Genomic DNA, 14129 nt, shown 5'->3' with positions numbered 1-14129 from the left:
AGAGTTCGATAGGTTAAACGGTAAATTATTGGGGATATTTGTACCAAAGGATATGTGATTTTCTTTTAATCTAATTACGGTGAACCGTAGCATAAACAGAAGTCAGGACGTTAAACTAACGGGAAACGATAGTTTAATGAATGCAGCGTAAACCATTTCGCGTAAGGGGGCTGGTTTCTTCAGTGCATTAAAAGTAATTGGAAAATTTTATTGTAAAAAAAGAAACAGATTGTAATTTGAAAACGTCTAATAAGTTAAGAATCATTTCGGAGGTGTATGATGAAAAAAAATTGTACATTTGATTTCATTTCCCTTTTGATAATGGCATTTGTCCTAACAAGTTGTTCAACACAGACAGGGGTAGAAAAAGAACTGAATGTTCAAGAAGAAAATAAATCATCTTTAAAAGTAGACATCAATGCAAAAGGATGGGAGGTAAGTCCAACATTTAATATTCCGGTTACATTTGGTGATGGAACAAAAGGCGAATATATTTTGATTGGAAAAGAGGGAAAGTTAGGTTTCCTCACTGGCGGACATCCTATCATTGCAGGAAAATCTAACAAATATATGTGGCACTTTTGGGGTAGTACGATAGAAGAGACGCAACAATTATTCGGAAAGAAAATGGAAATAAGAGGAGTCGGGAAGCAAACGGGAGAAGAAATTAGTGTTTTTAAGGGTGGGATTGGCATTCTAAATCCTAATGTTCAACCACCTATTCCAGATAACGATGAAGTTGCTAAAGGACCTACTATGATGTCATTACCCTATGCTGGGCTATGGCGATTAGATACTTACATCGAAGAGAAGCTTTTTGGCAGTGTTGTTGTTCAAGTACAAGAACAAAATTAAGATAGACGGAAAACGATAGTTCAAATAAAAGAGAAGTTCTATCCAAAGAAATCACTCCTTTGAGTTAGGGAGTGGCTTTTGTGTTTAGATACATTACGGTGAACCGATAAGTACGGTCATTAAACTAACGGAGAACGATAGTTCCATGACAACAGGCTATCGAATTTATCGGTAGCCTGTTCAACTAACGGGCAGGATAGCGTGGTGGCACTCAAGTAACGAAAAACCACATCAAGAGGCAACCGCCAGAATGACCGGCGGCTTTGCTGTGTTTACGGGCAGGATACTACAGCAAAACATGCCACGGATTACGCCGACTATGACTATGTGGAACAGAAACCTGCACAGACCCGTTAACCGAACCGTATACACCAAAGACAGCAATAAATCAGCCCCTTCCAGCCGACAAACAGCGGCAGATAGAGTTCAATAGCCTTTTTACAGAACTAAAATGTTGCTATAAATGGCTAGAAAATGGATAGAGATTCAATTCAGATGTTTTCTGAAGCCTCTATCCATTGGACTTCCTCGAACTTTGTTTAGTATAAACCCGCGATATCCCCTACATTCATCAGTGCCAAATTCAATTCTCAAACGTATCTGACGTTGATCAACTTACCCCACACCCCCAGTTATCTCGCTCTCTTCAAACGATCTAAAACGCATTAGATCGATTCGGCATCCCGTAGAGAACGATTCTCAGATTGCATGTGCAATACTCAATTCTTCTTCATCCAATTGTTGTTTTTTAATCTTATCCAAAGACCCTCCCAAATAATGTAAACTACACGAAAGAATATGAGGGGAAGAATGAATATGAGGAGGAACAACGGAATGAAGACAAAGATCTTGCTTTGTACCGCAGCTTTAAGTCTTATGGTGACGGGTGCCGCATTCGCGAACGACGAGCATCCGGGCAACCATGCCGGGAAAAAGACGGGCTTAGAAAACGCTCTCGAACGAGGGAAAAAGAATGAAACGGCCCGGGAAGCAATCCGCCGGGCAATAGAGCGAAAGCAAGGAAAACACAATGAGACAAACTGGACGATAGAACAGCGAGTGGCCGCGGACTTGAAAGAGTTGGAGATTACATATGGAAACACCGATTCGAAAGATAAGGTCACTCAGGCTATTGCGCTGCCGGTAGCGGGAACTCATGGTTCCACGATCACTTGGAAATCGAGTGCGCCTTCGATTATTTCGGATGACGGACAAATTGTCATTCGACCTTCCGCAGGGCAAGGAGATGCTGTAGTAACGCTTATAGCCACTGTTAGTTACGGCGACGTTTCCAAAACTAAAACGTTTACCCTAACAGTTTTGCAACAAAACTCGGAGGCCCAAAGAGTAGCCGCAGATAAAGCGGCATTGGCCATTACTTTTAGCGGGACGGATACGGCAACTAGTGTAACCAAACCGTTAGTCTTGCCGCTTAGCGGAACAAACGCTTCCACAATAACTTGGGTATCCAGCAATACATCGATAATCTCGAACGACGGCAAAACGCTGAACCGGCCCACAACAGCTCAGGGGGATTCCGTGGTAACTCTCACAGCGACCATAACCTATGGTAGCGTTTCAGATACCAAGACTTTTTCTTTGACAGTGAAGTCGTTACTTTCTGATGCTCAAGAAGTGGCTGCGGACAAAGCATTGCTTGCCATCAAATTTAGTGGAACAGATACGGCAAACAGTGTAACTCAACCGTTAACATTGCCGCTTAGCGGGACAAACGGTTCTACCATCACTTGGGTATCCAGCAATACATCCGTTATTTCGAATGACGGAAAAACCGTGCAACGGCCTTCCGCTGGCAGTGGCGACGCATCAGTGGTGCTAACCGCTATTTTAACAAACGGCAGTTCGTCAGAGTTCAAAACCTTCACCTTGACAATAAAACAACAGTTGACGGACATACAACGTGTTGCCGCAGATAAGGAAGCTTTGGCTATTGTTTATGGAGGAACGGATACGTTATCCAATGTCACTCAGGCAATGACACTTCCGCTTACGGGTGTCAATGGTTCATCAATCAGTTGGGTTTCGAACAATCCGTCCATTATATCAAGCGATGGCAGAACTGTTAATCGTCCGACCGCCGGACAAGGCGATGTAACGGTTGTCCTTAATGCTATCATCTCGGCTGGAGGTTATTCCGATACCAAGTCCTTTATCTTGACGGTAAAGCAGCAATTGACAGACGCGCAGCGGGTTGCTGCGGATAAATCAGCGCTGGCCATTACGTTCGGGACATCCGATTCCGTTTCCAGCGTAATGAGTAATATCGGTCTGCCAGTGATTGGGCCGAATGGATCGAATGTCGTTTGGATTTCGAGTAATACGGCAGTTATTTCTAACACCGGTGTTATTACTCGACCGGCAGCAGCCGGCGGAGATGCTTCAGTTATCATGACGGCTGTTATTACTAGCGGAGGTTATGCTGAGACCAAAGCATTTGTTTTGACCGTGAAGCAACTTCCTTAATACGGTTGTAAAGCCCTAAAAAACCCGTCCGCAGGACGGTTTTTTTTAATTTTTGTGCAATGAAGGGGATCCATAAGAAGGGGAGATCCTTTTGTATTTCACCCAAATGGCATGTAATCGCCTTATCAACTAACGCAGAACGATAGCACAATCAAGACGACGGCAGCCGGCTATAACGATCAGTTGTTTCTTCATTGGAAGTAATGGGCAGGTTTCGGCAACAAATATATGTATAAACACGTCATATTGCCTCTTGTTTCCTTATGGAATCCGAACATGGGAAGTATGGGACTTCTTGCGGTGATTCCTATGTTTATTTTACTTGTAGCATTATTAATGACTTTTGAATTTGTTCGATTCAGAATGCATAAATCTCGATAATTATTTCTGATAAAATCGTTCAACTACCATGAAAGAACGTATTAACTTTCATGCTCTATGGTGCAGCATAAGAGATGCATGGAAGGCTAACGGGATACAAGCGCTCATCAAAGGTTGCCAACATAGGTCATCCTCGGTCCATCTGGACGGGGGACTTTGCTTCCTTGAATTCCTGAATAAAAAGTAAATATAAGGCGAATAATTGTCTGGTAATGAAATCCACCTTAAGGAGGTTTGCAATGACTGAAAACAACCAGTTTGATGAAGTCGAAGACTTCGTGAGCTTTGAAGCTATGTCGGCTATGACTGCTGCTGAGACGCCAGATGAAAGCGAAAACTCTGATGATCATGATCCGATGAAAGATAATCAATTCTTATATCCGCCGATTAATCCGCATCCCCGAAATGACTTAGAATAGTGTCATCTGTCAATGTACCTCGACAAATAAGTATCCGATGAAGTTTGGTTCTCATCAGTGGGAACGATAGCTCGATTGAGGCCGCCGACACAGATGCAGCCTTTTTTCAACTTTCGGGCAGGTTACTTCAAATTAATTTTGGAAAATGAATCTAAATCGAATTGGAGGTAAAGAATGAAGAATTTTCAAATTGTACTTACTATGCTCAAGTCGATTCCATAATTACTTATTCTTATGTTCAAACGAAAATTTAATCGCTTTAACATCATCTTGGGTGGACGTGGTTTTTAGCATCAACTTTTGCACTAAATTCAAATTTCGTGCAAAGAGATTAATAGAATTATTCACCAAAAAAAGACATGTAACTTTGACCTTTGTGGTAATTTTTTATTTAACTCATGAGAGGCTTTTTTTAGTAAAATGACTTGGGAAGAATTGAAGGATTGAGTGGATGAAGAGAATATGGTACATTCGTATCCATCATGGTCTCATTTTTATGTACATGGTATATGAGAAGTAATGAGGTGAATAGAGCATGCATTACATCGTTATCGATCTCGAATTCAACGGTAGGCAGCATTATGACATTTATCCTATGGAGATTATTGAAATTGGGGCTGTAAAATTAAATGAGCAGATGGAAATTATCGAGACATTCCAAAGCTTTATTCGTCCTAAATTTCCTTTAAATAGATTTGCATTGCAGTTTTGCGGTATCAAAAAAGAAACGTTATTAAAAAGCAAGCCTTTTGAAGCGGTTATTAAAAAATTCAAAAAATTTTGCGGCACAGATTATAAGCTGATCGCATGGGGCGCCAGCGATTTCTTCACTTTAATGGTTGATTGCAAAGTAAATCATGTTCATACAGAATGGATCACTACTCAATTGTTGGACATGACGCGTCATTTTGATGGAGGCTTGCAGCAAGCTCTAGAGGATCATGGCTTTCAGTTTATCGGACAAAGTCATTCTGCACTGGATGATGCTTTAAATGCTGCACTTTTATTGAAGCTCAAACTAGGAATCGTAAGTGATATCAACTATTTCACCCCAGATCCTGTGAAAATATGTACGGGTGGCATCAAGAAATGGATTCTTATGTCGCTTGACAATGCTATTGAAAATGACCAAATGTTAAGTTGGGACGATTTTTTAAAGGATCGGAATACTCAGAAGTATATCGCCATCATGAACTTAGCTGATCACGAAATCAGAATGGTTCAAAATCTCTTTATGAAGTTTGCGCATATGAAGTATGGTCGTAAAACAAATAAATTATTATATGCGTAAATGGCGTAGACCCCCATGAATGGGGTCTTTTTGTATTTATCGAACAATAAAAGAATAACAATTATTGCTACCCAAATATGGAATAGCCGATCCACACTAATGTAAAGAAAACTTATGCTTACGTAGAACATTTGAATCGAATCAAATAAAGTAAGGGATGGACAATACGATGGACGAATTAACTATGCAAGAGGTTTGTAGCTGGTTTGAAGCCAATAAAGACAAGAGCATCATGATTAAAAAAGAAGATCAAGAAGATATAGATCAGATAGAAATTAACGTCAATGACGTTGGGCTCATGAACTTTTCAGACACCTTAGACGCCTATTTATCGCCCAAAGCGATCGTACTACGCGGAAGTGGAAGCATCGAGACACAGGATGGTGAAAAGCATAGGCTTCCCGAAGATAGTTACGAAATTTCTTTCGACGGAAACTTCCAGGGTATTCAAAATGAAAAAGGAATGGAGATTCAAACGGATCGCGCCTCTTACATGATCACCACTCAATAACCGCAATCATAAAGCATCTGAAGGAGGGGGACTTATCTGGACGGACAGGCAACTGAAAAGGTTCCAAGTGAGCCAAGTCTAATGGAACGAACAAAAGAGGTAATGGAGAACATAGGAACCGCGATAAACAGTATTTGAGTTGAGGCAGGTCTTTAACGTAAGTTTTATCAATTGGATAACTTTTAAAAGGATTAACAACCCTAAGCACCGTCGCGGTGCTTTTTTCTTTGCTTTTGATTTATGGGCTGCCGCAACGATGGTGGCCTTCGGGCAATACTCTAACGAATACATAAGAAGTATATACCCACCGTTGGTGAAATATATGGTGAAATATTGAATTGGTCGGTGGCGATCTTCGCTGTGAATTTAAAGCGAATATTGAAGTGCTTTTCTAGAGAACCCTGCTTCAATGGCTGATTTAAATAGCATGAGACGACCATCGATTCACGAGATGTGAGCGAAGGTCGTCTCTTTTTGTGCAGATACTATTACTCAGGAAAAAAGCTAGGTTCTTCAGTGGCCTCCCAGATGATCGGCTGCCTTTTCTATCGAACGGGTAGTCTTTGATTACCCGCGAAGACCGTCGCATAGGATCGACACGACGCGGTCCGGAAAAGTCCCACTGTCCCCGGTTGCCTGCAAGATGCCAATAAGCAGGACTTTGATATCCTCAAAGCGAGCATCAGCCCGAACGGAGCCGCTTTGTTGGGCACGGGCGAGAAGATTGTCAATCCCTTGCCAAAAATCGCTCGCAACCTCCGAACGTCCAGCGTTTATATTCAGACTGCTAACAAGGGCATCGGTGATCGCCTTGTTTGCAATCCCCTCGCGTATGATTCTTGCAAAATAATGAAAGAATGCTTCGCCTGGATCGTCGTGGTAAAGCAATTGATTTGCTTCTTCGATAAGACGCGCCTTGTGGCTGATAATGACGGCCCCAAACAAGTCTTCCTTGGTCGGGAAATGCCGATAGACGGTACCCACGCCCACACCGGCACGTCGGGCGATTTCATCCATCGAGACGGAGATGCCTTCGGTCGTAAAAACCTTATGGGCGACATTGAGCAGCTTATCCCGATTTATTTTGGCATCTGCACGCAATGCCTTGTTTGGAGGAGTGGCGACGATGGAATCTGTGGTGTCACCGTCTCCAGCTAAAATATTCTTTTTAGACATCCTGGATAACACCTCTTTATTAATATTACATTACTGGCGATTTATTGACAAACGGAGAGTGTTCTCCGTATAATAATAAACGGAATATGTTCTCCGTTTATGACGGGGGGTTATTCGTGATCGATTCAAGTGTTTCCCCCGAAATGTTCCAATCCGAATGTCGTAATTGCAACTCGATGAAAAGGAGAATAGAAACACATGCAAAATTCACCGAGCAAAAGCGCGCTGTTGATCATGGATATGCAAAACAGCGTCGTGTCGCGATTCGTAGACAGTGAGAAGGCACTGCTTCCGTTCCAAAAGGCTATTGAAGCCGCACGCAGTCACGCTATTCCCGTTATTTACGTACGTGTCGCATTTCGCGCAGGTTATCCCGAGATTAGTTCTAGAAACAAAATGTTCACGGGTATTGCCAGTCGGGCCGGATCAGCGGTGGCTCCGGAGTCGACGATGCAAATTCATGAATCCGTGCAGCCTCGGCCTGACGAGCCGATTGTGACCAAGCTTCGAGTGAGTGCGTTCACCGGAAGTGACCTTGAGGTGCTCCTTCGGTCCCGCCAGATCGACACGCTCATTCTCAGCGGAATCGCCACAAGCGGGGTCGTTTTATCGACTTTGCGTGAAGCAGCAGATAAAGACTTTGCCCTTACGGTACTTTCCGACGCCTGTATCGATGCCGAACCCGAGGTTCATCGCGTTCTAATCGAAAAGGTGTTCCCCCATCAGGCCGAGGTGGTACCTGTCGACACGTGGGTGGCTTCTTTATCCAATTAACTCACGATCGTATGCGCTCCAACTCGCCTTATTCTTTAAGAAGCACTCCTTGCAATGGAAACGGAGAGGAACGGCTCAAACAGAATGCAGATTTCGTTACTAAAAAAGCAAGTGAGGATGGCATATACTACACGAAAAATGGTGTCATTTTTTGATTATTGAAATATGTGACGCAGAACTATAGTTAAATATTTGTTACATGATTGAAATCTTATTTTCATCTGGGATTAATCATTCAAGATTATAATAAAAGTCGACCCCCTTTTAAAATATAAACTTAGACCCTCAGCCCGTTACTGAGGGTCTCTTTTTACTATTAAACTAAGGGCAGGATAACGCAATTAAGTCTATCGCCTGCACGCAAACCTTTCTCAAGTAACTGGAAGAAACCAAATGAGAAAAAATACAAAATATTTTTATACCCGTCACCCATAAATTACCAAGAACGATTCGAAATATTTAGAGTATGAAAAAAACTATTTGGAGGCTGAGAAAACATTGGATCTAAACTTTCCGTTTCATTACAATTTAGACCGTTTAGAGAGAGAGTCGAATTATTACAGGAGAAGAGTTTGTTGTTCAGCCAGCAGTAAATGCGATTACTGAATACGATCCAGTACAACATCGTCTCAAACCAAGATTTGGATCGATAGGAGGTTTGAAACATGTTCGCTTTAATTGCAGGAACGACAAAAATAGGGGAAGAGTTAATCTTCGGATGAGCCCGGTAGGAGGGAAATTAGTATAAAGACGAAAACGTTTATTTTTGCAGTATTTTTTTTATCGACTGGGGCTTCATTGCTGGTTTATATTTTTTCGGGGATTTCCATGCTATACACTTTGATAGGCGTTCTGATACTGGCATTCATGATTGGAAGAATGATTTGGAGAAGAGTATCTTCCGAAAAACAATCCGAAATCAAGCGGCTTATCGGTTGCGGGACAATCGCCGGTTTTCTGGCCACATGCCTGTACGATCTTTCCCGATTCGTATTAATTAAAGTGACGGGCTTTCAATTTTGGCCGTTCGATATTTTCGGGATATTCGGAAAAGCGCTCGTCGGTGAACAAGCGACCGGTCTATGGGTCAGCATGCTTGGAGCCGTATTCCATATCGCCAACGGTACGACATTCGGGATCGCTTATACGGTTGCATTCGGACGCAAAGGCATTTGGGCAGGCTTGGTTTGGGCGATGATCCTCGAACTGGCGATGGTTACCGTGTATCCTGGCTGGCTTGACGTGAAAGCTCTCGACGAGCTTGTTTCGGTTTCCATGACCGGCCACATCGTTTATGGAGTGGTTCTTGGTTATATGGCGAGGAAGCTGATCTTGAGAAAGGAGACCCTTGGCCATGTCTCAGTCTAAGCCGTCTCTTCGGTGGCTCGTGCGATTTTGGTGGGTTCAGCTGCCTTTGCGGGCCAGCTGGTTCTCCAGTAAGCTTCCGTTCACATTCCTCGACGGACTCTACCTGGCCGCATGGCCTGCGGCTGCCTCCTGGGCACCTTTGCTGGTGCTGATCACAGGACTTGCGATCGGCTGGTGGCATCCGGGGTTCGAAAGTGTTTTCAGCGAATCACTTATAGTGGTTATAATTGCGGCCATTTTCGGAATAAGCAGCGCGAACCTCGGACTGCTTTTTATCGTCGGCTTTATCTTTGGTGATTTCTTTCTGCAACACACAAGCTGGACGCAGGTCGGATGGCGGCGGAACGAGGGTTTTTTGGAGCATGTCGGCAAGGTGAGGATACCGCTTTTGATCGAGTATGGTCTTTTATATCTGTTAACGGTAAAAATCCCTATGGTAACCAAAGCGCTGACCGCACAGCTTCTAATTCCTTTCCTACCTTTGAAAACCGGCTTCAAAGTTGCTGCGGCACTGTACGTGCTGCTCACCGGAGTGCTCGTGTATTTCTGGACGCAAACCGTGCCGGTTCTGATAAGGCCGGTATTCACCTGGGTTTCAACCAATCCTCCGGCGAAGGCAACCGTTCCTTTGCAGCATTACGAGTGGGTCATCATCTTTGTTGCGATCGTAATCGCCGCCGTTCGAATGCTGCTGCAGGGGATGACGGCGTTTCGCAGCGAGGTCGGAAAGCCGCTTGAGGAGCTGGAGCGAGAGCTGCGGGATCTTCCTCCTGTCCGTTCGCTCGGAGACCAGATCAACCCATGGTTTTCCACCGCAGCCGCCGCGTTGTGGTCGGTTCTGATGATTGCGGGAATTTACAAATCGCTCATCGATCCCGTGCTAATCGGAGCGTTGATTTTTGTGCTGCTGGCGGTCCGAAAACAGTTAATACCCGTTCCTTTCGGCGTCTGGGCCAAGTGGATGGATAAGATTCCACTGCTCCTCCGATTGGTTATCGGATTTATTCTGATTAAAATCATTGCTTCGGCGATATTGGAAAATATGCTGCGTTCTACGGATACGTTCCGGCCGCTGCTTCTGATGACTGCGCTTTCGATGGTAATCATTTTCCTGCTCACCCCTCAGCTTCCGATCGTCCGGCCAAAGGAAGGTGAACCGTCAAAATGATCCGTTATTTCCCTTTAGGGACGCTTATCGCAGTGATATTGTTTTTTGCGTTTCCGGACGCGGCGACGGCCGACAACTGCGGGAGCTTGACCGATTGTTTCAAAACGCAGAGAGCCGCTGTCGCCGCGACCGTCGGTTTGGGGATATTCGCTACGCTACTTAGTGTGGGGCTTAATTTTGTCCCCGTCGTCGGACAGGTGAAGGGCATTATCGAAGCGATTACGGGCAAAGACTTGATTACCGGCCAAGAGCTCGAAACCTGGGAAAGGGCGCTCAATCTCGTTCCTTTCGGCGCAATAGGGAAAATCGGGAGAATCGGCGATATTTTGGATGCCGGCGGCGATCTTGGCAAAGGATTGCGCCATGCCGACGAGCTAGACGAATTGGCGGATGCCGGCCGGGCGGGACGGACCGGAGTTCCTTCCGAAGGTTCGCGCAGGGCGGTTGATGTTGACGCCGGAAGTGGGTCAAGGCGATCGCGAGATGCAGACGGCGAAAGCACCCCAACACCGGAGGCCGGTTCCGGTGGCGCTGCCAAACCACCTAACGATGGCGGCGGGCGAGGCAGTTCCTCCGGCCGCGGCGACAGCGACCCAATCCAACCGAATGATGGTGAAGGCGGAAAACCAAAAGTTCTCCTTTACAAATTAAGGCCCGGATATGAAACACACTTCTCAGAAGTTGAAGATGTAGTTTGGAAGAAGGGGAGAGGTATTCTTGGGGGACATAATCTTCATAATTTTGAAGAGGTTTTTACTAATAATGGTTGGAATATGGATGACTTAATTGTATCTAGAACTCCTCATCCAACAATTAATGGTGTATATGAAATAAAATATCAATTACCCGCCAAAGATATGACAGGCAAAATAATTGAAGGGCAGTATAAAAACATTCCCTTCCCGAAGACTGTGTACGACCCGAGTGTAATTCCGGATGAACAAATGTTAGAGTGGGGGAGGCAGGCAATGGCAAATGCTACACAATCAACAAATGGAAGGATACTAACTGGTACTGCCCCGAACGGACTTAAGTTTCAAGGATATATTGAAAACGGTGAAATAACTAACTTCTTCCCGATCCTTGAGAAGCCATAACTTTTTACTGATTTTAAATTAATACCTGAAGGAGTATCTTATGATCACTGAAAATAAGAGGGAAAAAGACCTGATAGAATTATATTACGCTAATTTAGGCCAATCTTACTTCTTGGATGCCATAAAGAATTATTGTAACAGACAAGGCTTTGGAATAGGTGCTATATGGTGTCTTTTCGCGAATGAACTTCAATCTTGGGAAGAGGGCTATTTTGGAGAGACAGGTGTAGCATACTTTTATGAACATCCTGCTGTGGAGAAGGATGAAGTACTGGTTGTTGACTACGATGATTTTTTCTATTATCTGCAAAAGGCCAGTAAAGATTTTATAGAACGTAATCCCAGTAGAGAGAATGAAATTTTCCAATACCTAGAAAAAATAAAGAAAACATTAAAATTGGTTTAAATGATGATTCAATTTTTTTCCAATCATTATTGAACGAGGTGGAAGTGGTGGACCCTGTGAGTAAAATTTTGGCTTGAAGGCGGCGTGCAATGGACGGAAGGCTGGGATACCTGTTTTCAACATGGATATAATCAAGTTTTCGTCGAAGATGCCATGACAGCTTCATCGAAAGAGGAACACCATTATGTAGTAAAGACCATGTTCCCCAAAATGGGGAAAATCCGAGGAACAGAGGAATTGATTTCGGCGTTGAAAGAAAAACTAGATCATTGCGCTAACGAGAAACGTTAGTTACATATAGAACCAAATGAGGCTGCCAGCATGATCGGTAGCCTTTGCTCAACTAACGGTAGTTTTGTTGAATAAGTTGTAAATTTAACATTTTAAAGTAAGAGCATTTCTTTGTAATGAGAAATGCTTTTTATTTTTATCAAAAACGATATTAATTTATTGTAAAACGATAAATTATGTTGTAAAGTAAAAACTGACATTAAATAAGTGAGGTGCAGTTTATGAAACGAGGAAAAACACTCTTTTTGAAGATAGCTGTTATTCTTATTGGAATCCCAATTCTCGCTTTGTGCATATTTTTAGTGCCTAAGATTGGGAATTTTGCTGGAGAATTGTATCCAGAAACGGCTTATATGAAATCTCTCGTTTTAATCGATATGTACGCAGCAGCGATTCCTTTTTACTTTGCTCTGTATCAAGCTTTTAAACTTTTAAGCTATATTGATAAGAACCAAGCGTTCTCGGAATTATCGGTAAAAGCTTTAAAGAATATAAAATACTGTGCCATCACAATCAGTACCTTGTACCTGCTAGGTATGCCACTCTACTATCTCATGGGGAAGAGAGTTGACCCTCCAAGTTTCATACCAATGGGATTGGTCATTATTTTCGCCTCTATGGTGATCGCCGTTTTTGCTGCTGTTCTCCAAAGACTTTTACAAGAAGCTATTAATATAAAATCAGAAAATGATTTAACGGTCTGAGGTGGAGCATATGGCAATTATTATTAATATTGATGTGATGTTAGCAAAACGAAAAATGAGCGTAACGGAGCTTTCGGAGAGGGTTGGAATTACTATGGCGAATCTTTCCATTCTGAAAAATGGGAAAGCAAAAGCGGTGCGTTTTTCAACTTTAGAAGCGATATGTAAGACTTTGGATTGTCAGCCAGGTGATATTTTGGAGTACAAAAGCGACGAAGACACTCAATAAAAACAGACAACAAATTTATTTAACTAACGGGTCTCTTTAGTTCAACAAATCTTGTAGCAGTTTGCCGCGGCAACTGCTCCTTCTGTCGTAAATCTAACGGAGTTTATAAAAGACGTAATACATAGCTCAGATTGGAGAAATTATGTTATGAGCCAATTTATACCAATTAGGGATGTCCTAGGAGATCCTAATAAATTTTCTTGGGCGGATTCTTTATTTCTTCCAGAGAACGAAGATTGGAACTTAGACAGTCCTTCTGCAATAATAAATATGGATGATCTGGCACATGATGAAGAAGCTCCACAGTTTGCCATTGATAACGGGTTGGTCCACGTATTAAATATTAGCGAAGTCCAAGATATAGTGAGTAACGCGAGGCAACAACGAGCAGACTGTACTTTGAATGACTTGATCAGTGCATTCTTGTTTTATTATCGACATGATGCATTCATTTCTTTTGACTGAAGGTGGTCCGGATTGAACTAACGGATACGATAGTTGAAAAATTTGGCGTAGAGTTTCTTATCCCACGAACTGAAGAAGCCATTCACGAAAGAAATTCGCAAGAAGGATAATTACGGCGCTTGTCGTGGGAAAGCCGGGGATCGATTGGAAACCGGGAGAGACCTACTCCAAAAATAGGCCGATGGCGGTTGCTTTTAAAGATGACGGAAGCATAGAACGTGAACTTTGGGAGCGTAGCGAACAGTTTCTTAAACCGTACCTTCCTGACTTAGGTTGAGTTTATAAAAATCATTGGCATGCGCTAATGGGACACTATAGTTGAATGACGAAGCTGCCGACACGATCGGCGGCTTTGTTACGTTAAAGGGCAGGTTAGTTTGGTGGCTGTCTTGAATATATGGAATAGCAATTTACAGCTGCTTTTTAGTCAGGGGGCAAGCCAGCGTGGAACAGTAGCCGCGTTACGCTAATGGGTGGATAATTCCAATATGTGGAAGCACGAAATGGAGG

General features: G+C 43.2%; 14 protein-coding genes. 13 read left to right on the top strand and 1 reads right to left on the bottom strand.

What is annotated here, in order from left to right; all coding sequences use genetic code 11:
* Positions 1-276 precede the first annotated feature (276 nt).
* From GC102_RS16125 to ymzB, 5 genes are all read left to right on the top strand, one after another.
* On the top strand, positions 277-855 hold the full coding sequence (locus tag GC102_RS16125) for a DUF4871 domain-containing protein (protein ID WP_171690467.1): 579 nt from the start codon (positions 277-279) through the stop codon (positions 853-855).
* Between the two features lie 834 nt (positions 856-1689).
* Positions 1690-3339 (top strand): immunoglobulin-like domain-containing protein, encoded by a 1650-nt coding sequence (locus tag GC102_RS16120; RefSeq protein ID WP_171690466.1) that lies wholly within the window; start codon positions 1690-1692, stop codon positions 3337-3339.
* Between the two features lie 620 nt (positions 3340-3959).
* On the top strand, positions 3960-4139 hold the full coding sequence (locus GC102_RS16115) for a hypothetical protein (protein ID WP_171690465.1): 180 nt from the start codon (positions 3960-3962) through the stop codon (positions 4137-4139).
* A 535-nt stretch (positions 4140-4674) separates the two neighbouring features.
* Positions 4675-5430: an exonuclease domain-containing protein gene (locus GC102_RS16110; protein WP_171690464.1), complete on the top strand. Its 756-nt coding sequence runs from the start codon at positions 4675-4677 to the stop codon at positions 5428-5430.
* A 169-nt stretch (positions 5431-5599) separates the two neighbouring features.
* Positions 5600-5941 carry a protein YmzB gene (gene ymzB / locus GC102_RS16105; RefSeq protein WP_171690463.1) on the top strand — a complete coding sequence of 114 codons (342 nt, stop codon included), beginning with the start codon at positions 5600-5602 and terminating at the stop codon, positions 5939-5941.
* Between the two features lie 567 nt (positions 5942-6508).
* Here ymzB and GC102_RS16100 read toward each other — a convergent pair.
* Positions 6509-7117, bottom strand: coding sequence for a TetR/AcrR family transcriptional regulator (locus GC102_RS16100; RefSeq protein ID WP_171690462.1), 609 nt, complete (start codon positions 7115-7117; stop codon positions 6509-6511).
* Between the two features lie 198 nt (positions 7118-7315).
* On the opposite strand from GC102_RS16100, the gene GC102_RS16095 reads away from it, so the two are divergent.
* The 8 genes from GC102_RS16095 to GC102_RS16055 all read left to right on the top strand — a co-directional run bounded on the left by GC102_RS16095 (position 7316) and on the right by GC102_RS16055 (position 13619).
* Positions 7316-7891, top strand: a complete 576-nt coding sequence (locus GC102_RS16095) for a cysteine hydrolase family protein (protein ID WP_171690461.1) — start codon at positions 7316-7318, stop codon at positions 7889-7891.
* Between the two features lie 828 nt (positions 7892-8719).
* Positions 8720-9259: a hypothetical protein gene (locus tag GC102_RS16090; protein WP_171690460.1), complete on the top strand. Its 540-nt coding sequence runs from the start codon at positions 8720-8722 to the stop codon at positions 9257-9259.
* Positions 9246-10427: a hypothetical protein gene (locus GC102_RS16085; protein WP_171690459.1), complete on the top strand. Its 1182-nt coding sequence runs from the start codon at positions 9246-9248 to the stop codon at positions 10425-10427. The genes GC102_RS16090 and GC102_RS16085 overlap by 14 nt, the downstream gene beginning before the upstream one ends.
* Positions 10424-11524 carry a pre-toxin TG domain-containing protein gene (locus GC102_RS16080; protein ID WP_171690458.1) on the top strand — a complete coding sequence of 367 codons (1101 nt, stop codon included), beginning with the start codon at positions 10424-10426 and terminating at the stop codon, positions 11522-11524. The genes GC102_RS16085 and GC102_RS16080 overlap by 4 nt, the downstream gene beginning before the upstream one ends.
* A gap of 40 nt (positions 11525-11564) precedes the next feature.
* On the top strand, positions 11565-11930 hold the full coding sequence (gene cdiI, locus GC102_RS16075) for a ribonuclease toxin immunity protein CdiI (RefSeq protein WP_171690457.1): 366 nt from the start codon (positions 11565-11567) through the stop codon (positions 11928-11930).
* A gap of 512 nt (positions 11931-12442) precedes the next feature.
* On the top strand, positions 12443-12925 hold the full coding sequence (locus GC102_RS16065) for a DUF2975 domain-containing protein (RefSeq protein ID WP_171690456.1): 483 nt from the start codon (positions 12443-12445) through the stop codon (positions 12923-12925).
* Positions 12926-12935: 10 nt separating this feature from the next.
* On the top strand, positions 12936-13154 hold the full coding sequence (locus tag GC102_RS16060; RefSeq protein WP_004434885.1) for a helix-turn-helix domain-containing protein: 219 nt from the start codon (positions 12936-12938) through the stop codon (positions 13152-13154).
* 147 nt (positions 13155-13301) lie between these two features.
* Entirely contained in the window at positions 13302-13619 is a 318-nt protein-coding gene (locus GC102_RS16055) for a DUF7716 domain-containing protein (RefSeq protein WP_171690455.1), read from the top strand.
* Positions 13620-14129 lie beyond the last annotated feature (510 nt).

Origin of the sequence: Paenibacillus germinis, assembly GCF_013141785.1 — a bacterium.
Taxonomy (GTDB): Bacteria; Bacillota; Bacilli; order Paenibacillales; family NBRC-103111; genus Paenibacillus_E; species Paenibacillus_E phytorum.
The sequence above is the reverse complement of the archived record's forward strand: the minus strand, read 5'-3'. Positions and strand labels throughout refer to the sequence as shown.

Excerpts from the sequence above, each read along its gene's own strand:
- GC102_RS16125 (WP_171690467.1), top strand. The coding sequence starts at position 277 with ATGATGAAAAAAAATTGTACATTTGATTTCATTTCCCTTTTGATAATG.
- GC102_RS16120 (WP_171690466.1), top strand. The coding sequence starts at position 1,690 with ATGAAGACAAAGATCTTGCTTTGTACCGCAGCTTTAAGTCTTATGGTG.
- GC102_RS16115 (WP_171690465.1), top strand. The coding sequence starts at position 3,960 with ATGACTGAAAACAACCAGTTTGATGAAGTCGAAGACTTCGTGAGCTTT.
- GC102_RS16110 (WP_171690464.1), top strand. The coding sequence starts at position 4,675 with ATGCATTACATCGTTATCGATCTCGAATTCAACGGTAGGCAGCATTAT.
- ymzB (WP_171690463.1), top strand. The coding sequence starts at position 5,600 with ATGGACGAATTAACTATGCAAGAGGTTTGTAGCTGGTTTGAAGCCAAT.
- GC102_RS16100 (WP_171690462.1), bottom strand. The coding sequence starts at position 7,117 with ATGTCTAAAAAGAATATTTTAGCTGGAGACGGTGACACCACAGATTCC.
- GC102_RS16095 (WP_171690461.1), top strand. The coding sequence starts at position 7,316 with ATGCAAAATTCACCGAGCAAAAGCGCGCTGTTGATCATGGATATGCAA.
- GC102_RS16090 (WP_171690460.1), top strand. The coding sequence starts at position 8,720 with ATGCTATACACTTTGATAGGCGTTCTGATACTGGCATTCATGATTGGA.
- GC102_RS16085 (WP_171690459.1), top strand. The coding sequence starts at position 9,246 with ATGTCTCAGTCTAAGCCGTCTCTTCGGTGGCTCGTGCGATTTTGGTGG.
- GC102_RS16080 (WP_171690458.1), top strand. The coding sequence starts at position 10,424 with ATGATCCGTTATTTCCCTTTAGGGACGCTTATCGCAGTGATATTGTTT.
- cdiI (WP_171690457.1), top strand. The coding sequence starts at position 11,565 with ATGATCACTGAAAATAAGAGGGAAAAAGACCTGATAGAATTATATTAC.
- GC102_RS16065 (WP_171690456.1), top strand. The coding sequence starts at position 12,443 with ATGAAACGAGGAAAAACACTCTTTTTGAAGATAGCTGTTATTCTTATT.
- GC102_RS16060 (WP_004434885.1), top strand. The coding sequence starts at position 12,936 with ATGGCAATTATTATTAATATTGATGTGATGTTAGCAAAACGAAAAATG.
- GC102_RS16055 (WP_171690455.1), top strand. The coding sequence starts at position 13,302 with ATGAGCCAATTTATACCAATTAGGGATGTCCTAGGAGATCCTAATAAA.